Raw genomic sequence first — 21,484 nt, forward strand, 5'->3', positions numbered from 1 at the left:
CACATAACAAGAATTAAAAAGTCGTTAAATAAGCAAAATACACTTTTTCGTTACTGATCACACTTCTTCCACAGGGAGATTCCCCCTGCTGTTCCTTGCTGGTATGATTCAGCAGGTAAATACCTTCTAACTCAACCCGAGGCTTTGATGCTGGAGAATGTAATCATCTGATAATCAGCTTCCCGACCTTTTCAGGCCGGACTGGTTATCAATGCGCCGAAATCGAATGCGGACACCGCTGTGTGTTTGCACGTTTTGCACATGATGATTAAACAGGTTTTCCAGTATGAATTTATCCCGTCAGGAACAACGTACCTTACACGTTCTCGCCAAAGGTGGTCGTATTGCTCACGTCCGCGATGCCTCAGGCCGCGTCACTTCCGTCGAATGCTATAGCCGCGAAGGATTGCTTCTCTGCGACTGCACACTCGACGTATTCAAAAAGCTCAGAACCAAAAAGCTGATCAAATCCGTCAATGGTCAGCCCTACCGTATCAATACTACCGGGCTGAACAACGTTCGCGCCCAACTGGATAATCGCTAAGGAGAGAGAAATGGATATCCCGAAGATTTTTACAATCAGCGAAAGCGCACATCGCATTCATAATCCGTTCACCGCGCAGAAATACGCCACGTTAGGTCAGGCTTTGCGAATGGCCTCAGGCACCCGCATCCTGGACCTTGGCAGCGGATCGGGTGAGATGTTGTGCACCTGGGCACGCGATCATAATATTTCCGGCGTAGGTCTCGATATGAGCATGCTGTTCAGTGAGCAAGCCACTCTACGAGCCAAAGAATTGGGCGTCACTGAGCGCGTGCGTTTTATTCATGCCGATGCAACAGGTTATATCGCTGAAGAAAAATTCGATATTGCCGCCTGCGTTGGCGCAACCTGGATTGCAGGCGGCGTTGCCGGAACGGTCAGACAGCTGGAACAAAGTCTCAAACCCGGCGGGATCATACTCATCGGCGAACCATACTGGCGTCAGATGCCCGCAACGGAGGAGATTGCCCAGACTTGCGGCGCGACGTCAGTGACTGATTTCCTCTCTCTGCCGGAACTCGTTTCGTCTTTCGACCAGCTCGGTTATGACGTGGTTGAAATGGTACTGGCTGACCAGGAGGGTTGGGACAGATACGAGGCGGCAAAATGGTTAACGATGCGCCGGTGGCTGGAGGCAAATCCGAACGATGACTTTGCCCCGGAAGTCAGAGAACAACTGAGAGGTTCACCAGCACGCCACGTTGCATTCACCCGTGAATACATTGGCTGGGGCGTGTTCGCACTTATGCAGAGGTAATAGGTAAAGTCGGTATAGCCAGGCAGGTTGTACCGACTTTCTCATGGCTTACTTCATTAATACTTCAACAAATTTAGCCAGCCATTGCGGATGCGCGGGCCATGCCGGCGCGGTAATCAGATTGCCATCAACGTGGGCCTGGTCAATACCGATGTCTGCGTAATGTCCACCGCTCAGACGAACCTCTGGCGCACAGGCCGGATAGGCGCTACAGGTCCGATTTTCTAACACCCCCGCCGCCGCTAACAGCTGAGGCCCATGACAAACCGCGGCGATAGGTTTACCGGCTGCGTTGAAATCTTGCACCAGCTTGATGACATCCGGATTCAATCGGAGATATTCCGGAGCACGTCCGCCAGGGATCAGCAGCGCGTCGTAATCTGCGGCCCGCGCCTCGGCAAAATTCGCATTCAACGTAAAACGATGCCCGGGCTTTTCACTGTAGGTCTGCGCCCCATCAAAATCATGAATAGCGGTTTGAACGTAGTCACCCTGGCTTTTATCCGGACAGACAGCATCAACACGATGGCCCAGCATTTGCAGTGCCTGAAAAGGCACCATCGTTTCATAATCTTCGACATAATCTCCGACCAGCATCAGTATCTTCTTCATTCACATCCCCCGCTCTCGATTATTAATGATGAGAAATAACGGCCATCTTTACTATAGCCCACGCATTTCACGGCATTAATAAATACAACAGAACACGCCGTAACCGACGTCAGAAAGTAGTTATCCTTGTCCCTCCATCAGATACAGGCATGTGATGATTCACCGCCGGCTGAACCCATTTTAATCTCTATAATGATGCCGTGATTGCACCAGTATTAGATACTATTCTGAATAATGGCGGCCTTTACAATATTCTGTTTATCAAAGAAATATGAGAATCCTGCCATACATCCTCAGGGCTAATAAATCCTTTCGGATTATATGCAATGCTAATTCCGGCATTGTTGAAGCAAGCGTAGACGAGTTCGGAGCAGATGTATTCCCTGTCCTTTTTCGATTTTCCCTTCCCAAGTGCTATCCTCGCAAGGATGCGTGCTATTTCTTCTTTATCATATGGACGGGTTAGTTCATTAAGACCAAAAGCGGCTACTTGCTCAACGGCAGACTTAGACAACGCATCATACCTGGCGAGAACAACCCGGCCTTTGTAAGGTTTCCCAATATCATCATAATCAGATAGATATTTTGATAATGGAGCAAGTCGTACCCCCATATCTTCCACGCTTTCCAGGAGCAACACGCGATCTATTTGCGGTAAAACAAAAACAATCCCCACATGGCTCCATGGTGAATCAGTCATCTTTTCAATTGCTTTTGATACCAGGTAGTCTCCGGAGGCGAAAAAAAGGTCACCTGATTTTAACGTTTCACGCAACGTGGCATAATTAACCACTTTCATCGCTTTGACTTGTGCTAAATCAATATGATTTGGCATGTGAACCTCGAAGAGAAAAAAGGATGGTATTAAAAGTTTATCCAACCTGCTGCTATATCTCTCTACGACGAAATAACGATACCGGATCTCTTTTTACGGCCGAGGGCGCCCTTGACGGCACGCCCTGTTGTTAATACCCGAAATAGAAATGTGGTTCGTCGTCTGATTTATTCCCCATCACTCCCAGGCCCGCTCAGATTTCGCGGCATCAAACTGCGGCGGCGGTTTGCGAAAACGTCCGGTCAGCCAGGCGAGATACACCAACCCTAACCCGGCCCATACCAGTCCCAGCGTCAACGATGTCACCTCCAGATTCACCCACAGTACGGCAACGGTGGCGGCACCGACCATCGGCAATACCAGATAATGCAGCTTCTCTTGCCAGGTATGCTTGCGTCCTTCACGACGCCAGAAGTGGTTAAACACGGAGAGATTAACGAACGTAAAGGCCACCAGCGCGCCAAAATTAATCAACGCCGTAGCGGTCACCAAATCAAAAAACAGGGCCGACAGCGCCACAATCCCGACCATAATGACGTTCAGCGCGGGTGTACGCCATTTCGGATGAACATAGCCAAAGTACTTCTCCGGGAAGACATTATCGCGGCCCATCACGTACAGCAGACGCGAAACACTGGCATGCGACGCCAGACCTGACGCCAGCGTATTCACAAAGGTGGTACACAGGAAAATTGACTGGAATAGTTTACCGCCGACGTACAACGCAATCTCCGGCAGCGCCGCATCCGGGTCTTTAAATCGGCTAATGTCCGGAAAGAACAACTGCATAAAGAACGAAGCGGCAATGAAGATCAGTCCGCCGTAAAGCGCGGTGAGGAAAATAGCTTTTGGGATGGTACGTGCGGCATCCGGCGTCTCTTCAGAGAGCGTCGTTACCGCATCAAAACCGAGAAACGAGAAACAGACAATGGTCGCCCCGGTGATAATCGGGATCAAATGCGCATTCTGGCTGATAAACGGTTGCAGCGACCAGACGGTCCCTACCCCCTCGCCTTTGTGCAGCCCCTGTACCACGAGGAAAATGAACACCACGATTATCGCCACCTGTACCAGGACAAACAGCGCATTAAAGTTCGCCACCAGGTTAACGCTTTTCAAATTGGCCGCGGTGAGGATCGCCACGAACATCACTACCCAAATCCATGGCGCAACCCCCGGGAACAGCGCAGAAAGGTAAATTTTCGCCAGTAGGACGTTAATCATCGGCAGGAAAAGATAGTCAAGCAGTGACGACCAGCCAACCATAAACCCCACATGCGGATTAATCGCTTTTTGCGCGTAGGTATAGGCCGAACCGGCTTGTGGAAACTGGCGCACCAGCTTCCCATAACTGATGGCGGTAAACAGTACTCCCGCCAGGGCCAGCAGATAAGAGGCCGGAACATGGCCGTTGCTGATACCCGAAACAATGCCAAAGGTGTCAAACACCGTCATCGGCGTGAGATAGGCCAGCCCCATCACCACCACCTGCCACAGCTTCAGGGATTTTCGCAGCTGTGCTTTGCCCGGCTGGGCAGCATGATCCGCAGAAGGATTAGTCGACATAGCTTTCCTCCCCGCGACGAGACCTGATCTGCGTTCGAAACGTGGGTACAGCAGACCTGGGTCGTGTCGGGGAGGAGAGCCATAAGAAAGGCGTCAATGTTGCACCGCACAGGAGCGGTCCGTACTTACTGCGGGAGCCATGGATGCTCACGCGGGGCGGGTTTTTAAACATTGGCATCATCACATTTCCTCGTCACAAACTCTGTCGGTTATCTGAAGACCCGTTGTCGCCCGCGCTCCATTACGCGACATCCGGGAAATGGCAGGTATTCCTGCAATTTTTACGGGCTGGCTCCGCTCAGCCCGCATGATGCGACTTCTTTTTCAATGACCTGTACAACGGTCAGGCGTTTTTCAGCATCCACTCAATTTCGGTGTCGGTTATCAGGCGTTCAAACTGGATCAGCTCATCGTTTTTACAGGCGTGATACACATGGCTAAAACGCTCCCCGAGCAATTCACGCAGATTGTCATTTTGCATGAACTCCCACAGCGCATCGCTCTGGCGGATAGGAAACGGCAGCCCTTCCTGCTCCAGTCCGTTGCCTTCCACCTCATCCTGCAACGGCAGTTCGTTATCCAGACCGTGGAGGATCCCCGCCAGAATGGTCGACATCACCAGGTACGGGTTAGCATCCGCCCCCGCCACGCGATATTCAACCCGATGGTTATCACGATCGCCGCAGGGAATACGCAGCGCCACCGTACGGTTGTTGTGCCCCCAGGAAGCCTGGGTCGGAACATACATCCCCGGCTGGAAACGGCGATAAGAGTTCACGTTCGGCGCCAGCAGCGCCATTGACGCGGGCATCAGATCAATCATCCCGGCAAGCGCACGCTTAAGTAATGCGGAATCATCGCCATTCGCATCTGCCAGCACGTTCTCGCCTTTGTTATTCATAATGCTGATGTGGATATGCATCCCGCTACCGGCATGCTCCTCATAAGGCTTTGCCATAAACGTGGCATGCATCTTGTGTTTTTCTGCCACCAGCCGTACCAGGCGTTTCAGCGCCAGCGCGTCGTCGCAGGCGTCGAGTACGTTATCGGTATGGTAGAGATTGATTTCAAACTGCCCCGGGGATGCTTCAGCTACCGCGCCGTCTGCCGGGATCAGCTGCAAACGGGCCAGTTCATCGATATCGTTGAGCACATCTGCAAAGTGGTTCAGGTTATCAACAGAGTAAACCTGACTTTGGGTATTACGATCGTCCGTTCCCGGCGCGCACGGCGGCTGCAGATAACCTTCGGGATCGCGCTTACGATCGAGTAAATAGAACTCCAGCTCTACCGCTACGACGGGGAACAGACCGCGCTGGCGTAGTTTCTGCCAGAGTCGGTTAAGTACGTTCCGCGGCTCAACGTCAAAGGGAGCGCCATCTTCATCCAGCATCGTCAGCATCATCTGCGCAATAAACTCCGGATCGGCGGCCGAAGGGGTTAACGTGCCGGCCACCGGAACACAGGTCCGATCCGGTTCGCCAAGCTCCTGGCCTAATCCCGCCTCTTCGACCACATTGCCAAGAATATCCATCGCGAAAACGGATGCCGGGAAATAGCAGCCTTTCTCTAACTTATGTAATCCTGCAACCGGAAGGCGCTTACCGCGAAAACAGCCATTAAGGTCGGTTAACAGCACATCCACATACTGCGTATTGGGATACCGTTCCAGATACTGTTTAACTTCACGCGCAAACGCGCTACTTCGTCTCTCTTCAGAATGCTGAACAAAATTCTCAACTTCTACGATATTGGTTTCCATGATTCACCGCCGTTGGCCTGGTAAGCTGTTCTGTGATTTGACTGTTAAATATAATGTCCACTCTTCGACTCTGGATGCAAACAAATTGTTTGCCAAATGTTAAATTAAGTTTGCTAGAAGGTTATTCCGCTGCTAGATTGAGAAAATAATGAACGGAATGGCGCAACAAGGAACCGTTTGGCAATAATTTATTCCAAAACGTGAGGTCGATCATGGGCAATATATTTGACAAGCCAGTTATTGGTGTCGTGATGTGCAGGAACAGGCTTAAGGGTCACCAGACCCAGACTCTGCAAGAAAAGTACCTGAATGCGGTATTAAATGCCGGTGGATTACCGATAGCGCTTCCCCATGCGCTCGCGGAACCCGAATTGCTAAACGCACTGTTACCGAAACTGGATGGTATCTTCCTGCCAGGAAGCCCAAGCAATGTGCAGCCGCACCTCTATGGTGAAAATGGCGATGAGTCTGACGCCGATCCCGGGCGTGATCTTCTGAGCATGGCGCTAATTACCGCCGGGCTCGAAAGGCGCATTCCCATTTTCGCCATCTGCCGGGGCTTACAGGAATTAGTTGTCGCCACTGGCGGGACTCTGTATCGTCGCCTGTGCGATCACTCACAGTTCCTGGAACATCGTGAAGATGCAGAACTCCCGGTGGAGCAGCAATATGCACCATCTCATGAAGTTCAGGTTCAACAGGGAGGATTGCTATCTCAGTTAATACCAGGTTGCAGCACGTTTTGGGTTAACTCCCTGCATGGTCAGGGCGCAAAAACACTTGGCCCGCAGCTGCGCGTGGAAGCACGCTCGCAGGATGGATTAGTGGAAGCTGCCAGCGTCCATGACCATCCTTTCGCGCTCGGCGTGCAGTGGCACCCGGAATGGAACAGTAGCGAATACGCCCTGTCGCGTTTGTTACTTGAAGGTTTTATCACCGCTTGTCAGAACCACCTCGCTGAAAAACAGCGACTCTGACCACTACTGTTAAGGAAATGCAATTATGAGCGATGACGGCCTGGCGCCGGGTAAACGTTTGTCAGAGATCCGCCAGCAATTGGGTCTTTCGCAGCGTCGTGCCGCCGAACTGTCTGGGTTAACGCATAGCGCCATCAGCACCATAGAGCAGGATAAAGTCAGTCCTGCCATCAGTACGCTGCAAAAGCTATTGAAAGTATATGGGCTGTCGCTCTCCGAGTTCTTCGCGGAACCGGAAAAGCCTGACGAACCGCAGGTGGTTATCAATCAGGAAGATTTGATTGAGATCGGGAGTCAGGGAGTATCCATGAAGCTGGTACACAACGGAAATCCGAATCGTACGCTGGCAATGATGTTTGAAACCTATCAGCCAGGCACGACAACCGGGGAGAGAATTAAACACCAGGGTGAAGAGATTGGCACAATACTGGAAGGTGAAGTGATACTGACCGTCAATGGTCAAACGTATCCTCTGGTTGCAGGACAAAGTTATGCCATAAACACCGGCATACCTCATAGTTTCAGCAACACCTCGGCAGGGATCTGCCGCATCATCAGTGCCCACACTCCCACCACTTTCTAATAAGTAGCGGCCTGAGTTTCTCAGGCCTTCTTAAGTAACGCGCATTAACAGGGTACATCCCTGGGGCATCGTGCAGCCTGATTTTGCCTGAAAAAGATCAGCAACGAACTTTATCTTATTGATATAAAAGGAGTAGCTATGAACTTTCAGAATCTTAAATATTGGCGTGATAAAGCCAGCCATTATTCGCCGGAAACCCGTTTATTTATTAACGGCGAATATTGTACCGCCGCTGATAACGAAACCTTTATTACGCTGGATCCGGCAGGACAACGTCCACTGGCTAAAGTCTCCCGCGGTAAAAAAGCGGATGTGGACCGCGCGGTCACCGCAGCCCGTACCGTATTTGAACGCGGGGACTGGTCGCAAGCCTCACCCACGGAGCGCAAAGCGGTACTGCACAAACTCGCCGATTTAATGGAGCAGCATCACGAGGAACTGGCGCTACTGGAAACACTCGATACCGGTAAACCGATTCGCCATAGCCTGCGTGATGATATTCCAGGCGCCGCACGTGCCATCCGTTGGTACGCCGAGGCGATAGATAAAGTCTATGGCGAAGTTGCCACCACCTCGGTGAACGATCTGGCGCTGATTGTGCGCGAACCGGTGGGTGTGATTGCGGCTATCGTCCCGTGGAATTTTCCCCTGCTGCTGGCCTGCTGGAAACTTGGCCCGGCACTGGCTGCGGGCAATAGCGTGATCCTCAAACCTTCCGAAAAATCACCGCTGACCGCCATTCGCCTTGCTGCGCTGGCTAAAAAAGCGGGTTTGCCCGATGGCGTTCTCAGCGTTGTTAGCGGCTATGGTCACGAAGCGGGCCAGGCGTTGTCGCTGCATCCGGATGTCGATGTGATCACCTTTACCGGCTCGACCCGTACCGGCAAGCAACTGCTCAAAGACGCTGGCGACAGCAATATGAAACGCGTCTGGCTGGAGGCCGGAGGTAAAAGCGCCAACATCGTGTTTGCCGACTGTCCGGATCTACCGAAAGCCGCCGCGAATGCTGCGGCAGGTATCTTCTATAACCAGGGTCAGGTCTGTATCGCCGGTACGCGTCTGCTGCTGGAAGAGAGTATTGCCGATGAGTTCATCGCGCTGCTGAAAGAGCAGGCGAAAAACTGGCAGCCCGGCAACCCACTGGATCCGGAAACCACGATGGGCACGCTTATCGACAACGCGCATGCCGACACCGTGCACGGTTTTATTCGCGACGGTGAAGCGCAAGGCACGCTGGCGCTGGATGGCCGCAGCCACGTACATCCGGCGGCTATCGGCCCGACTATTTTTGTCGATACCTCGCCGCAAACCCACGTCAGCCGCGATGAGATCTTCGGTCCGGTACTGGTCGTTACCCGTTTTAGCAGCGAAGCCGAAGCCCTGGCGCTGGCCAACGACAGTGACTACGGCCTGGGCGCTGCGGTCTGGACCCGCGATTTGTCGCGCGCCCACCGTATGAGCCGGCGCCTGAAGGCCGGTTCGGTCTTCGTGAATAACTACAACGACGGTGATATGACCGTGCCGTTCGGCGGCTATAAGCAAAGCGGTAACGGGCGCGATAAGTCCCTGCATGCGCTGGAAAAATTTAGCGAACTGAAAACCATCTGGATCTCCCTGGAGTCTTAATCATGACTGAACATACCAGCAGTTATTACGCCGCAAGCGCCAATCAGTACGAACCGTTTCCCACCCTCAGCGAATCGGTGAGCTGTGATGTTTGCGTCGTGGGCGGTGGCTATACCGGCCTCTCCTCAGCCTTGCACTTAGCCGAGATGGGTTACGACGTGGTGTTACTGGAATCCGCGCGGATTGGCTTTGGGGCCAGCGGACGCAACGGCGGTCAGTTGGTTAACTCTTACAGTCGCGATATCGACGTCATCGAACGCACCTACGGCCCGGATGCTGCCAAAATGCTTGGCAGCATGATGTTTGAAGGCGGCAATATCATCCGCGAACGCATCAAGCGTTATCAGATCGAATGCGATTATCGTCCCGGTGGGCTGTTTGTGGCGCTGAACCACAAACAGATGGAAACGCTGGAAGAACAGAAGTCGAACTGGGAACGCTACGGCAACACGCAGCTTGAGCTATTAGACAGCAGCGAAATTCGCCGCGAAGTCAGCAGCGATCGTTATGTCGGCGCGCTGCTTGACCACAGCGGTGGCCATATTCATCCGCTGAACCTGGCGATTGGCGAAGCTAACGCCATTCGTCTGAACGGCGGACGCGTCTTCGAACAGTCGCCGGTTACCCGAATTCAGCACACCAGCCCGGCGGTGGTCAGCACGGAAAAAGGTCAGGTGACGGCACGCTTTGTGATCGTCGCGGGCAATGCCTACCTCGGTGACAAACTGGAGCCTGCGCTGGCAAAAAGCAGCATGCCGTGCGGCACGCAGGTGTTAACCACCGAACCGCTGTCTGCGGAGATGGCGCGCTCGCTAATCCCGAAAAACTACTGTGTGGAAGATTGTAACTACCTGCTGGATTACTACCGTCTGACCGGCGATAACCGCCTGCTGTACGGCGGTGGCGTAGTCTACGGCGCTCGCGATCCGGACGATATTGAGCGTCTGGTGATGCCGAAACTGCTGAAGACCTTCCCGCAATTGCAGGGGGTAAAAATTGATTACCGCTGGACCGGTAATTTCCTGTTAACGCTGTCTCGCATGCCGCAGTTCGGGCGTCTTGATACCAACATCTACTATATGCAGGGCTACAGCGGTCACGGCGTGACCTGTACCCACCTGGCAGGACGGCTGATTTCGGAACTGCTGCGCGGGGACGCCGAGCGCTTTGACGCGTTCGCCAAATTGCCGCACTACCCGTTCCCGGGAGGCCGCAGCCTGCGCATTCCGTTTACCGCCATGGGGGCGGCATACTACAGCTTACGCGATCGCCTTGGGGTTTAAGTTCTTCCGCGATAAACCCGACGCACAGGGCGGTCCCCCCTGTGCGTTTTTTTATTCCTGGGAAGCGAAAAACAGTGGCGATTTTTGTGCGCTTCACTGACCCTGGCCAGCGTGATCTTCACCGCCAAAATCACCCCGTTTATTCGGGGAGCCTTTTATCCCCTTTCCATCAGTTCCCCAAGACGTTTAATCTGCCGTCCCTGGCTATCGAAATTACCCTCATCGAGCCACAAATCGTAGGCAGGACGGAGTATCGGGTACTCGCCGTCAATGATTGAGTACCATGCGGTATCACGATTTCGTCCGCGGGTAACGATAGCCTGCCGAAATATACCTTCAAAACTGAAGCCAAAGCGCTCTGCTGCCCTACGGGAAGGCGCATTGAGGGCATCACATTTCCATTCAAAACGGCGATAGCCCAGATCCTCAAAAACGTACTTTAAAAGCAAGGATATGACTTCCGTTGAAATTCGCGTGCGCTTTATGCGAACGGAGTAAGAAACATGCCCTACCTCAATCACACCATTTACGGGATCAATACGCATCAGTGCAAACGTACCAACAGGCTTCATACTGACTAAATCGATCACAGCAAAATGCATTGGATCTGTCTGTTCTTCCATCTTTTTTACATAAACCAGGAAGACATCAAATGTTTCAAAAGGCCCAACTGGCAGATATGTCCAGTCACGATTATCGCTTGCTTCGCCGTACGCTTCATAAAGATCCTTTGCATGGCGTTCGGCGTTAATACGTTCAAGCTTGCAATAGCGACCTGCCATTTGCTGAACCAGTGGAAAGGGAGCACCTTTCCAGTCAGACAAAGACTGACCTACGGGTTGATGGAATTGATTAAAGCTGCCCGACATATCCACACCTCTTACAAAACAGGACTAAACCCGCGCAGAATATGATCAAACCAACCCGACCAAAAGAACCACAATGCGTGTTTTTTACGGATCCACAGTATTTCATTGTGCAAAAAACAGACATCATATTTTAGGCGTAGTCAAAAAAGCGCACGACAGCATTAATGATAAGAGCCGAATACACTATAATTTAAATAACCTGAGCCAGACGGCGTATTCCATCAATAATTGCTTCAGAAGGATGATTAGCAAAACCAATCAAAATTCCCTGTCGCGAGACATCTCCCTGATAATAACGACTCAGTGATAGTATCCCCATTCCGAGAGCTCTGGCTTTCTCCTCGACTTCATTTCCGGTCAATCCGTTTTGAAGCCAGCACACAATATGAACCCCAGAGTCCGAAGGTTGGACAATCATTTTATCAGCCAGATATTGGTGAATGGCGTTGACCAGCACAGTTCTTCTTTCATAACACGCCTTGCGAATTCGACGCACATGGCTGGCATAATGTCCATCCCCAATAAAATTGGCCATCACTGCCTGCTCAAGATAGCTGGTACCGAGATCGGTAAAATATTTCGTCACCATAATCTGTTCTTGTAAGCCTGGCGGGACAACTAAAAAACCTAAACGAAACTCTGGATACATCATTTTAGAAAACGTTCCGGCATAAATTACCCGTTGGTTCTGATCTAATCCCTGCAATGCTTGTAAAGAACGATCGGCATAACGGAATTCACTATTATAATCATCTTCAAATATCCATGCCCGGTTAGACCTCGCCCATTCCAGCAACTCAAAACGCCGGGAGAAACTTAACGCTCCACTTAAAGGGTATTGATCCGACGGAACAACGTAGGCGAGCTTAGCGTCAGGAAAATGATCAATACCATAGCGGACGTTCATTCCTTCGCTATCTACCGGTACCGGCCTCACCATTGCGCCAACAGACATAAAAGCCCCTCGGGCGCCTTTGTAACCCGGGTCATCCAGCCAAACCTCATTTCCTGTCGACAGCAGCGCTCGTGCAGTGATGTTCAATGCCTGTTGAATACCATTTACGATGATTATCTGTTCTTCGTTACAGTTCACTCCACGCGTTGTTTTAATGTAGTGGCAAACTGCTTTTCTCAAAGGAAGGTATCCGCAAGGATGAGTATGAGCCCCCAGTTGATGTCGGGATTGTCTCCAGACCCGTTGCAGTAGCTTTCCCCATAATGCATGCGGGAAGAGATCCGTACAGCCAACGCCAACCGCGAATAGACGGTTCATGCCGCGCCCTTCATACTCATTTGACCATAAATCGTGAACAGGATTATCTCGGCTGTGAACCTGTTCATCAGGCGCGACGACGCCCCCCGACTGCACATTTGGGTAGCTATTGCTGATACTCCGATCCGGAATATTGTGTGCGACATACGTTCCAGACCCTTTGCGGGTCAGGATATACCCTTCATCTAATAGCCGGTCATAACCGGCAATCACTGAGTTTCGTGAAATTGACATCATCTCGGACAACGCCCGGGTTGAAGGCATCTTCGTTCCTGCTGGTAATCGGCCTGCAAGAATGTGATCACGAAGAGTGTGGTAGACTTGTTCTTTCACGACACCTTTTCCTAAAACAAATCCTTGAAATAAAGGTGCATTATTTTTTTTCATTGTATTAACCTTTACGCTAAAAGTGGATCCTATCAATAGATGAAAAGTGTCTCTTTACGATAATTTATAAAAATCTTAGGATCATCATCCTAACACATTATTCTTATAAAATATCAGGAGAGATATATGAACAACAAAAACAGTATTACTATTGAAGCCGCAAAACAGCAAGACTACGACAACTGGCTTCCTTTATGGATAAATTACCAAACATTTTATCGTACTAAAATTTCAGATGAAGTAACAAAATTAACATGGGAGCGTTTCCTTACGCCGAGTGAACCTCTTTATTGTGCCGTCGCGAAATATGATGGCAAAATAGTGGGTCTGGTGCATTATCTCTTTCACCGCTCAACCTGGGCAGAATCAAATTATTGCTATCTCGAAGATCTATTTGTTAGTGAAGAGGTTCGTGGTCAACATATCGGGAAACAACTTATCGAGTATGTTCAACAGCAAGCACAGAATCACCACGCGTCAAGATTATACTGGCACACGCATGAAACTAACCTGCGTGGACAACGACTGTATGACTGGGTTGCCAAAAAGAGCGGGATGATCGAATATCGTATGTGAGGAAAGTAATACTCAGGACAAATATTAATTATTCAATACTAAAAAATAAAAGATTAGCCTCTGAGTAGATATACTCAGAGGATGTATCTATCAAGCATCAAAAAGGTAAAGAGCCGGTATGGCAAAAATAAAGTAAAAATCCCCGCCATCCGATGATGGATGCGGGGACATTCACAAAGATCATAGAGAGTTAAAATTATTAAACTCGCCGTTATTATGCTTAAACGTCTTTTATTTCGTAGTCCGGTAGATGACTTTGTGTAATAAAGGCATTCAGTGTTTCACTGTCCGGCAGTGCGGTCAGTGCGCCTTTGCGGGTTGTCGCGAGCGCACCGCAGCCACTGGCCCAGGCGATAGCCTGGTGGAGCTGCTCAACGGACTCTGGCATCCGGTTGTCTGCCAGCCATGCCAGCAAACCGGCGACAAAAGCATCCCCTGCCCCAGTTGTATCAATGCTATCGACGGTATAGCCGTTGAAATGGATCACATTATCCTGCCAAAGCACCATTGCGCCTTGCGCTCCGTAGGTCACAACTTTCAATTGTGCAGGAAGCGCTTTAAGGCCGTCGAGCGCATGGGCAAAATCGTGTGTACCCGTCATCCAGTACCACTCTTCTTCTGAAAGCTTAAGAATGTCAGCCTGTGAAGAATACTGGCGCACCACCTTGAGCATTTCATATTTATCAGGCCACATTTGTTCGCGTAAATTCACATCGAAACTCAGTAATCCGCCGCATTTCTTAACCTGACAGATTGCGGTAGCCAATGTATCACGGCAAGTCTCGGCAACCAGAGCCAGGGAACAGAAGTGCAGAATATCGTCGCTGAAGTCTGGAAGCGCAGCGGGTGTTAAATATTGATCCGCGGAGGGATTAGTTAAAAATGTAAATCCGCGTTCTCCGCCGTTACCCAGCGAGACCAGCACCGTACTGGTTTGGTGCTGATTATCCAACTGAAGGCTTGTGGTTGAGACGCCTGCATCGAACAATGTTTTTTTCAGAAAATGGCCAAAATCGTCATCACCAACCCGGCCAATAAAACCACTTTGTCTGTCTAAACGCGCAGTACCAATTGCCACATTGAATGGCGCTCCTCCTGCACAAGCTTGATATTGCATGTCTGCAAGCGGTAAAAGATCCACCACCGCATCGCCAAGCGTCCAGATATTCATGGTATTTCCTCAACAATAATTAACGCATTTATTTAAACGTGACTGTTAAAAGTTATAATCCAGCATCAGCTTATAGTCGGTCGTTATGGCATCACCATTAGTGACCCAACTGCCACTCTGGTTTATTAACGAACCGGTAATCTCCCCGGACACCGTAAACCGAGAGGTCAATGGATAATTTGCTGACAATTTCAGAAAACGGTTACGGGTATTCTGGAATACCTCTCCATCTTCATCCCGCGCATTATTTTTCTTATAATGCCCATATCCACCGCTAAATGTTGTAGATAATTTACCCCAGTTACGCCAGACGCCGACTGATGTTGTCCAACTTTTTTCATCAATATCCCCCCATTGCGCGCGGTCTAAAATTGCAGAAGCGAATTGCTGGCGGAACCAAACTCCGGTGGTATTGTTAATAATGTATTGAACGCCAGGTTCAATCTGAAAAGAACGTATATCCCGATCATTTTGTGCCCCCCCATTACGACGATGGTCAATCTGCTGATACAGGTAATTAAAGAATGAGAAGCTGTCCGTAACACGCAGATCGGTAAAGAATTTGATACGTCCCTGCCACCGATCCTCGATGGAAGAACTTCCTCCCATGACGTCCCAGCCATAGCGTAGACGCTTGTAGAAATATTCATGGCCGATAATCAACTGAGTCCACTGATTTTGGCTGAGGTATGTTTGATCCTCCCATGTCCCGTTATAGTTGGTGGTTCTACCTTCAGAAAATGCTAAATACCAGCCGGGTAACGCATCATGGCGCATCACCCCTTGTACAAATGTCAGTGAATCATTTCCGCTGTGGAAATGGCTGTTACGCCAGTTATTGTCCTCAATGGCATATTTCATTTTCAGTTGACCATGAACACGACCACCGGCGGGGTTGGAGGAACGGGTTGAGGTCCACATCACGTCTTCATCCAGATAAGACCATGGATCCACAGCAATAACTTTTCCCGATGCCTCCTTCATGATGCTCATGCTCGCATTCGCCAGCGACGGAAACAGAAGAACAAAAATAACAGACAGGGCATGATAGTTTTTCATAGTAATATCTCGTTATATTATTTCTTTTATTTTCAATGTGGCGTGAAAATTATCATTTTGCGGCAGGCTAATACTCCATGGTTTCTCCGGCATGGAATACATTCGGGTACTGAATGCGGCTTTGTTATTTATATAAAAAACAGCAACTGAGTCTTGAAGCAAAACACGTAACTCTATTTTCTCATCAAGAGGAACATTTACCCATGACTCCGCGTTCGCCTGATGAATAGAGGCAAGTGGTGCATTGAAAAAATAGACCTTGCCTTTGCTCTTATTGAACACAACGTTGAGCTTTGCGTCGCTCACCCTGTCGTCAATCAGACCAAAACTCATCACCATTCCGGCAGAGGGGATATCTATCGTTGCACTTAACTCACCTCGTTTGGGCAGCGGTGGGTATACCGCAGATTGTAATGGACCAAACTGTGTTGCTGTTTTTAGCATTTTACCGCTTTTTAAGGTGGTCACCGGACCGGGGTTGTCATTAATGACTGTCTGAAGTTCCTGCGAGAGGATGCTTTTGAGCTGCCCCTGCTCATCCGCGATGAGCTCATGAACAACCAAATTTCCAGCCCAATCAATGTTGCCACTGTCACTGCTTCCTGCCTTGGTTGGGATCCAACCAAAAACAAACAGACGATCGTTTTTAAGCGCCAGTTTTCCCGCATAAAACCCCGAGCCATCGACCGCATAATTGTCCATCTTTCGCCACGGCCCATCAGGATTATCCGCAACCCGGTACTGGGTCAAGCGTAGCGGCCATTGGTCGCTAAAGCTGAGATACCAACGTCCGTTAAAGAAAACCAGTGTCGGACATTCGAGGTTAGAGTTACTGGTAATCGTGTCATTATCAAAAAATACACCACGGTCTTCCCAGTTCTTCAAATCGGTTGAACTGTACCGGGCAATGACACCGCGCCCGTCGCGACGGGTAGTAATTAACATCCAGTACTCTTTCTTTTCTTCGACCCAAACAACATGAGGATCCCGGAAGTCATTCCCGCGATAATTATCGCCTGGCAGGATCGTATCTTGTGGATGTTTCACCCAGTGAAGACGGTCTTTACTGGTCGCGTGCATAATAGACTCAACCGGAAACACATTTTCATTGTGCGCGGTATACCAGGCATGCCAGGTATCGCCAACTTTCACAATCGAACCGGTTCCTAATAATAGTTCAGGGTCGTCAACGTCATTAACGTAAGGAATCACTTCGGAATGGTTCTGATAGTTATATAAATTGGTACTCGATAGCAAATGAATAGCATGGACCCCCAAATCGCTACCACCGCGCACATCATTAAGATAAAAAATATCAAATTCACCATCATTATAAACAGGCATTGGGTCACCAATAAAAGAACCTTCTACCCGCGGAAAAAAATTATTAACATAGCTAATACTTTTATTGTGTAATGTTTCTTTAGACGGCTGCGACCAGGCTGGCATATTGATAAGCGAAAGCGCCAACAGAGCGGCAGATACCACTAATATTATTTTTTTCATATCACACCTGAATATCAGAAGTTATAATTCACGCCAACCACGGTAAAGGGATTCCACGAATGGCCGGTAGAAGTCCAGAGCCCGGACTCTTTTGTGAATTGTGCTTTGAATTCACCATATAATCGAACTTCACCAAAGACTGGATAGCTGATGGTACCGCCAATGAATTTATAACGACCGTCATAAAAAATTTCTTTAGCATTGCTGGCGTTATCTATTTTGTCCTGACCGAAGCCTAAATACAGGGAGGTTAACAGAGGATACCAGTTTCGCCAGAGTCCAGCCGTAACCTTCCATTCTTCTTCTACAATATCGCCCCAGCTCTCGCGTTCCTGCCGGTTATAGTAATAATAGGGCCGCAAATACAGACCAAGATCGGGATTCACGCGATATTGAATAGCAGGCTCGATTTCAAAAATATATTGCTCAAGATCGCCATTCCCCGGCTCGTTGCCCTGCGGCTGGTATTCACCATAGGCGTAACCGGCCAGGCTCCATTTGTTGCTCAGTCGCAGGTCTTGCCAGATTTTATACCTGCTTTTCCAACGTTTAGTTGCCGTTTCTGAACCAACCATGACCTCCGTGCCGATATTACCGCGCCAGGTTTCAAAAATATGACCGACAAAAAACTCATTGATCGTATTTGTGCCCTTGTAATCCTGGTTACTAAATTGACCTTTATAGCTATCCTCGCGGGCGTTCCAGAAACCAAAGTACCAATTGGGTAGCTCGTCGTGCCTTAAAAAAGCCTGAATAGTGGCAAGTTTGAATTTGCCACTATTTTTCTTATTATCGCTCCAACGAACATCATCAATCTCTATCTGAGTTCCAATATTTCCGTGTAGACCACCAGCCTCCATATTGCGGCCAATACTGTTCCAGTGAACAGGAGGATCTTCCTGCCTTAAACGCAACAGACTGACATCTTCTGGGGAATCTCCTTTATTATTCGCATTCACCTCATAGGTTTTATTTTCAGTTGCTGCGGATAACGTTGCAGGCTTGGACGACGTCGTTGGCAGCGCCGTTTTACCTACAGCGTTACGTGACGTTTGCTCATTACCTTTAATTGTTGGCGATGTACTCGTTACGTTGGTTTCAGATTCATCCAGAAAATAGCTTTGATAGTTTCCTGTATAAGTAACTGGTTGTTCTGTATTATCCTCAGCGATAGCGGAAAACGCTGTGACTGACGTTATAACACAGGCTAGTATCTTCTGTTTTAAAATAAGCCTTTTGATATTCATCGCAGAAACGCGATAGTGAGGCATTAATATTTCATCCATTTCGTTATCTCATTATTTTAGGCAAAATATGCCAGCCAAAGACTGGCACAAATAAAAGCTCACAATGTAAGAGGTAAAGCGAATCGGGACTATATTATTTATCTAAAGACCAGTATCCGGCTTGCTGTAATGTGGCAACACCATGATTCGCAAACAGTGAAAGATCGCGCTGGGCCGGGTGAGGATATATTCGGCTACTTAAGCACGCATCACCATCATTAACAAATACCTCTACTGATGAGCGGTCGATAAATATACGTAATGTCAGTAAACCGTCTGCTGGCAACGGAATACTGCGAGTTCCTACCAGCGAATATTCTGGATAGCGACGCTCCACTATCAGACGCTGGGCTTGATTATCGGCGTAAATTCTTAGTCCATCCCCTAATGCCATACCAAACTGTTCAGCCGTAGAGGCGTTCAGATCCCATACCAGTTGTACCTCGACCGCTTCGGCATCAGCCGTAATAAGGACTTTCTGATTACGCAGGCAACACGCGGGTGTTGGATAATAGCTGCCACGCAGCGCGGTGACTTCGTCAGCGGGTTTCATCCTCACCCGATAGTCATCACCAAGGCTCAGTTCACGCGGTAGAGACAACATTCCGGCCCAGCCGTCCTGCTGCTCAGGCATCGGCGATTCCCACATATCCAACCAACCGATAACAATGCGACGATTATCCGGAGTCAGAAAGCTTTGCGGAGCATAAAAGTCATGACCGTGGTCCAGCTCAATAAATTGCCCATCATGGGTGAATGGTTGACCTTGCTGCCATTCACCAAGTAAATAACCGCTCTGAAAAAGGTTGCGATTGCGATAACCTTCCGCCGCGATCCCCTGCGGAGAAAACATCAGCACCCGCTTCCCTTCCAGAGTAAAGAAATCAGGGCATTCCCACATATATCCCATTCCTTCATCAGCCTCGGCAAATATCCCTTCGTCTTGCCATTTACGGAGATCGGATGAACTATACAGACGAACCTGCCCCGTATTCTCCACACGGGAACCGACCACCATGTACCAGCGCTCACCTTCGCGCCATACCTTCGGATCGCGAAAATGATGCAGCCCTGACGGTGTATCAATGACCATACCATGTCGCTCAAAATGGATACCGTCACGACTGGTTGCCAGGCACTGCACCTGGTAGAGATTGTCGTCTGTGTCTGGCGAACCGTGAAATTTATGTCCGGTATAAATCAGCGCCAGCGTATCGCCATCCACCACAGCGGAGCCGGAGAAACAGCCGTCCACATCTGCTGGACCTTCCGGCGCCAGCGCGACTGGCATATGTTCCCAGTGCACCAAATCTTTGCTGCGAGCATGCCCCCAGTGCATTGGTCCCCATTCAGGAGAATAAGGGTGATGTTGATAAAACGCATGATACCACCCATCAAACCATACCAGGCCGTTAGGATCGTTCATCCAGCCTGCGCGAGCAGCGAGGTGATACCGCGGATACCAACGCGGATTAATATCGGCTTGTGCTTTTTCAAGCGTCTGTTCGGTCTGTTCTAACAAGGATGTCATCGTCTTTACTCTCAGTACATTACGCAACGTTTTGCTGCAAAAAGGATGGCTCAGATGAGGACTTATTTGAGCGCAAAAGGAAAATGGAAATAAACGTGGTGCAAAACACCATAATTCCCATGATTAGATAGGATTGGGCGAAGCCAAATTTTTCATAGCTAAAGCCTGCCAGTGGGGACAGTACGGTGCCAATAATTGAACTGGTGCAGGCGAATCCAACCAGATAAATCGTGGAGGACAGACGCTTGTCAAAATTCAGACTGTTGTATTTAAAAATGGCGACTAACAATATCGGCAGTTCGACAGCGTGAAGTAATTTTGTAATGGAAATAAGCAGTGGCCCTTCCACCAGCCCGGAAGCGATCATACGCATCGCCATCACCATTCCTGCGAATATCAAGCCATTTTTAGCGCCAATACGGTTAACCAACCAGGGGGCGCAAAACATGCCAGCGGCCTCCAGAAAAACCTGGAAAGAGTTTAAATAGCCAAACATTTCATTCCCTTCTCTTAATGACGGGAACTGTGAAGAGAAATAGACAGGGAATTGCTGATCGTATACGCCGTAAATGCAGGTGCCGACCACGAAGAATATCAACGCCCAGAAACGTGGAAGAGTAAGGAGATTTAGAGCATCTTCCAGAGAGACTTTTTTAGCACCGATTTCGAGTTTTTCCATGCTTGCCGGAGCCGCGACTTTTAAGCGGGCCAGCAGACAGAAGAAAATTATCCCAGAGCAAGAAGCCACCAGGAAGTTAAGGTCAGGGTTAATGTTAAACAGTAGCCCGGCAAAAAACGTAGCCACAGCCCAGCCCAGAGACCCCCACATGCGTGCCCGACCAAACTCAAAGGTACTCTGACGCGCAACACGCTCGGTGTAGGACTCCAGAACGCCAATACCGCCGTTAAATGTCAGCCCGATAAACAAACCGCCGAATACGCTCCCAAGCAAAATGTTGATACTCAGTAAATAGCTAAACAGCAAATAAGCGGGACCGGAGAGAATGAGTAATGTGGTGATGCACCATAACAGATGTTTGCGTAAGCCTAGTCGGTCCTGAATAAAGCCATAACAAACCTGAGCAAACAGCGCGGAGACGGATAGCACGGAAAAGATAATTCCGGTTTCCGACGCCTTTAGTCCCACTTCCTGATGCAGCCAAATAGAGAGGAGTGAACTTGATGAGGACCAGGTCACAAAGAAAAAGAACAACAGCGCGCTGAGCAGCAGATAGCTGCGAGAAGGTCTTTTTTTCATTTACGTAATCTCAGGGAAATGAC

At 49.4% G+C, this 21,484-nt stretch carries 19 protein-coding genes; 7 read left to right on the plus strand and 12 right to left on the minus strand.

The genetic code is table 11. The features are described 5' to 3' along the window. Nucleotides 1-286: 286 nt before the first annotated feature. Together OGV80_RS02975 and OGV80_RS02980 are read left to right on the plus strand one after the other, a co-directional pair. Nucleotides 287-544, plus strand: a complete 258-nt coding sequence (locus OGV80_RS02975) for a YjhX family toxin (RefSeq protein WP_003021255.1) — start codon at nucleotides 287-289, stop codon at nucleotides 542-544. A 10-nt stretch (nucleotides 545-554) separates the two neighbouring features. Beyond that, the gene (locus OGV80_RS02980) at nucleotides 555-1,301 is read left to right on the plus strand and encodes an SAM-dependent methyltransferase (protein ID WP_080625665.1); all 747 of its coding nucleotides are present in this window, start codon (nucleotides 555-557) and stop codon (nucleotides 1,299-1,301) included. A gap of 48 nt (nucleotides 1,302-1,349) precedes the next feature. Here the strand turns inward: OGV80_RS02980 and OGV80_RS02985 are convergent, their stop codons facing one another. The 4 genes from OGV80_RS02985 to OGV80_RS03000 form a co-directional block, all read right to left on the minus strand. After that, nucleotides 1,350-1,913 (minus strand): DJ-1/PfpI family protein, encoded by a 564-nt coding sequence (locus tag OGV80_RS02985; RefSeq protein ID WP_043015316.1) that lies wholly within the window; start codon nucleotides 1,911-1,913, stop codon nucleotides 1,350-1,352. A gap of 244 nt (nucleotides 1,914-2,157) precedes the next feature. Then, the gene (locus tag OGV80_RS02990) at nucleotides 2,158-2,748 is read right to left on the minus strand and encodes a YiiX/YebB-like N1pC/P60 family cysteine hydrolase (protein ID WP_051642623.1); all 591 of its coding nucleotides are present in this window, start codon (nucleotides 2,746-2,748) and stop codon (nucleotides 2,158-2,160) included. A gap of 177 nt (nucleotides 2,749-2,925) precedes the next feature. Further along, nucleotides 2,926-4,314 (minus strand): APC family permease, encoded by a 1,389-nt coding sequence (locus OGV80_RS02995; RefSeq protein ID WP_087053110.1) that lies wholly within the window; start codon nucleotides 4,312-4,314, stop codon nucleotides 2,926-2,928. 343 nt (nucleotides 4,315-4,657) lie between these two features. After that, on the minus strand, nucleotides 4,658-6,076 hold the full coding sequence (locus OGV80_RS03000; RefSeq protein ID WP_043015314.1) for a glutamine synthetase family protein: 1,419 nt from the start codon (nucleotides 6,074-6,076) through the stop codon (nucleotides 4,658-4,660). Nucleotides 6,077-6,288: 212 nt separating this feature from the next. Between OGV80_RS03000 and puuD the strand changes: the two genes are divergently transcribed. The 4 genes from puuD (at nucleotide 6,289) to OGV80_RS03020 (ending at nucleotide 10,545) form a co-directional block, all read left to right on the plus strand. Further along, entirely contained in the window at nucleotides 6,289-7,053 is a 765-nt protein-coding gene (puuD, locus tag OGV80_RS03005; RefSeq protein ID WP_043015313.1) for a gamma-glutamyl-gamma-aminobutyrate hydrolase, read from the plus strand. A 25-nt stretch (nucleotides 7,054-7,078) separates the two neighbouring features. Then, nucleotides 7,079-7,636, plus strand: coding sequence for an HTH-type transcriptional regulator PuuR (gene puuR / locus OGV80_RS03010; RefSeq protein ID WP_047413199.1), 558 nt, complete (start codon nucleotides 7,079-7,081; stop codon nucleotides 7,634-7,636). Nucleotides 7,637-7,774: 138 nt separating this feature from the next. Beyond that, on the plus strand, nucleotides 7,775-9,262 hold the full coding sequence (gene puuC, locus OGV80_RS03015; protein ID WP_043015312.1) for an aldehyde dehydrogenase PuuC: 1,488 nt from the start codon (nucleotides 7,775-7,777) through the stop codon (nucleotides 9,260-9,262). A 2-nt stretch (nucleotides 9,263-9,264) separates the two neighbouring features. Further along, complete coding sequence (locus OGV80_RS03020; protein ID WP_016155784.1) at nucleotides 9,265-10,545, plus strand: NAD(P)/FAD-dependent oxidoreductase; 1,281 nt, start codon at nucleotides 9,265-9,267, stop codon at nucleotides 10,543-10,545. A 155-nt stretch (nucleotides 10,546-10,700) separates the two neighbouring features. Here OGV80_RS03020 and OGV80_RS03025 read toward each other — a convergent pair whose 3' ends face one another. Further along, nucleotides 10,701-11,414, minus strand: a complete 714-nt coding sequence (locus OGV80_RS03025; protein ID WP_286513635.1) for a GNAT family N-acetyltransferase — start codon at nucleotides 11,412-11,414, stop codon at nucleotides 10,701-10,703. 190 nt (nucleotides 11,415-11,604) lie between these two features. Then, nucleotides 11,605-13,074, minus strand: coding sequence for a MocR-like pyridoxine biosynthesis transcription factor PdxR (pdxR, locus tag OGV80_RS03030; protein WP_286513638.1), 1,470 nt, complete (start codon nucleotides 13,072-13,074; stop codon nucleotides 11,605-11,607). A 126-nt stretch (nucleotides 13,075-13,200) separates the two neighbouring features. Between pdxR and OGV80_RS03035 the strand changes: the two genes are divergently transcribed. Next, nucleotides 13,201-13,650 (plus strand): GNAT family N-acetyltransferase, encoded by a 450-nt coding sequence (locus tag OGV80_RS03035; RefSeq protein ID WP_286513641.1) that lies wholly within the window; start codon nucleotides 13,201-13,203, stop codon nucleotides 13,648-13,650. Nucleotides 13,651-13,870: 220 nt separating this feature from the next. Here OGV80_RS03035 and OGV80_RS03040 read toward each other — a convergent pair whose 3' ends face one another. From OGV80_RS03040 to OGV80_RS03065, 6 genes are all read right to left on the minus strand, one after another. Next, nucleotides 13,871-14,821 carry a PfkB family carbohydrate kinase gene (locus OGV80_RS03040; RefSeq protein WP_193144579.1) on the minus strand — a complete coding sequence of 317 codons (951 nt, stop codon included), beginning with the start codon at nucleotides 14,819-14,821 and terminating at the stop codon, nucleotides 13,871-13,873. Between the two features lie 45 nt (nucleotides 14,822-14,866). Further along, nucleotides 14,867-15,880 (minus strand): OmpG porin family protein, encoded by a 1,014-nt coding sequence (locus OGV80_RS03045; protein ID WP_286513644.1) that lies wholly within the window; start codon nucleotides 15,878-15,880, stop codon nucleotides 14,867-14,869. Nucleotides 15,881-15,892: 12 nt separating this feature from the next. Then, entirely contained in the window at nucleotides 15,893-17,386 is a 1,494-nt protein-coding gene (locus OGV80_RS03050; protein WP_286513646.1) for a glycoside hydrolase family 32 protein, read from the minus strand. A gap of 14 nt (nucleotides 17,387-17,400) precedes the next feature. Continuing rightward, the gene (locus OGV80_RS03055) at nucleotides 17,401-18,633 is read right to left on the minus strand and encodes an OmpG porin family protein (RefSeq protein ID WP_422388594.1); all 1,233 of its coding nucleotides are present in this window, start codon (nucleotides 18,631-18,633) and stop codon (nucleotides 17,401-17,403) included. Nucleotides 18,634-18,766: 133 nt separating this feature from the next. Beyond that, nucleotides 18,767-20,203 carry a glycoside hydrolase family 32 protein gene (locus OGV80_RS03060; protein WP_075145104.1) on the minus strand — a complete coding sequence of 479 codons (1,437 nt, stop codon included), beginning with the start codon at nucleotides 20,201-20,203 and terminating at the stop codon, nucleotides 18,767-18,769. A gap of 19 nt (nucleotides 20,204-20,222) precedes the next feature. Further along, nucleotides 20,223-21,461 carry an MFS transporter gene (locus tag OGV80_RS03065; protein ID WP_043015303.1) on the minus strand — a complete coding sequence of 413 codons (1,239 nt, stop codon included), beginning with the start codon at nucleotides 21,459-21,461 and terminating at the stop codon, nucleotides 20,223-20,225. Nucleotides 21,462-21,484: the final 23 nt, after the last annotated feature.

This window comes from Citrobacter sp. Ce119, assembly GCF_030334525.1.
Classification (GTDB): Bacteria; Pseudomonadota; Gammaproteobacteria; order Enterobacterales; family Enterobacteriaceae; genus Citrobacter; species Citrobacter europaeus.

Excerpts from the sequence above, each read along its gene's own strand:
- pdxR (WP_286513638.1), bottom strand. The coding sequence starts at position 13,074 with ATGAAAAAAAATAATGCACCTTTATTTCAAGGATTTGTTTTAGGAAAA.
- puuD (WP_043015313.1), top strand. The coding sequence starts at position 6,289 with ATGGGCAATATATTTGACAAGCCAGTTATTGGTGTCGTGATGTGCAGG.
- puuR (WP_047413199.1), top strand. The coding sequence starts at position 7,079 with ATGAGCGATGACGGCCTGGCGCCGGGTAAACGTTTGTCAGAGATCCGC.
- OGV80_RS02990 (WP_051642623.1), bottom strand. The coding sequence starts at position 2,748 with ATGCCAAATCATATTGATTTAGCACAAGTCAAAGCGATGAAAGTGGTT.
- puuC (WP_043015312.1), top strand. The coding sequence starts at position 7,775 with ATGAACTTTCAGAATCTTAAATATTGGCGTGATAAAGCCAGCCATTAT.
- OGV80_RS03060 (WP_075145104.1), bottom strand. The coding sequence starts at position 20,203 with ATGACATCCTTGTTAGAACAGACCGAACAGACGCTTGAAAAAGCACAA.
- OGV80_RS03040 (WP_193144579.1), bottom strand. The coding sequence starts at position 14,821 with ATGAATATCTGGACGCTTGGCGATGCGGTGGTGGATCTTTTACCGCTT.
- OGV80_RS03035 (WP_286513641.1), top strand. The coding sequence starts at position 13,201 with ATGAACAACAAAAACAGTATTACTATTGAAGCCGCAAAACAGCAAGAC.
- OGV80_RS03045 (WP_286513644.1), bottom strand. The coding sequence starts at position 15,880 with ATGAAAAACTATCATGCCCTGTCTGTTATTTTTGTTCTTCTGTTTCCG.
- OGV80_RS03050 (WP_286513646.1), bottom strand. The coding sequence starts at position 17,386 with ATGAAAAAAATAATATTAGTGGTATCTGCCGCTCTGTTGGCGCTTTCG.
- OGV80_RS03025 (WP_286513635.1), bottom strand. The coding sequence starts at position 11,414 with ATGTCGGGCAGCTTTAATCAATTCCATCAACCCGTAGGTCAGTCTTTG.
- OGV80_RS02985 (WP_043015316.1), bottom strand. The coding sequence starts at position 1,913 with ATGAAGAAGATACTGATGCTGGTCGGAGATTATGTCGAAGATTATGAA.
- OGV80_RS03055 (WP_422388594.1), bottom strand. The coding sequence starts at position 18,633 with ATGAATATCAAAAGGCTTATTTTAAAACAGAAGATACTAGCCTGTGTT.
- OGV80_RS03065 (WP_043015303.1), bottom strand. The coding sequence starts at position 21,461 with ATGAAAAAAAGACCTTCTCGCAGCTATCTGCTGCTCAGCGCGCTGTTG.
- OGV80_RS03000 (WP_043015314.1), bottom strand. The coding sequence starts at position 6,076 with ATGGAAACCAATATCGTAGAAGTTGAGAATTTTGTTCAGCATTCTGAA.
- OGV80_RS03020 (WP_016155784.1), top strand. The coding sequence starts at position 9,265 with ATGACTGAACATACCAGCAGTTATTACGCCGCAAGCGCCAATCAGTAC.
- OGV80_RS02995 (WP_087053110.1), bottom strand. The coding sequence starts at position 4,314 with ATGTCGACTAATCCTTCTGCGGATCATGCTGCCCAGCCGGGCAAAGCA.
- OGV80_RS02980 (WP_080625665.1), top strand. The coding sequence starts at position 555 with ATGGATATCCCGAAGATTTTTACAATCAGCGAAAGCGCACATCGCATT.
- OGV80_RS02975 (WP_003021255.1), top strand. The coding sequence starts at position 287 with ATGAATTTATCCCGTCAGGAACAACGTACCTTACACGTTCTCGCCAAA.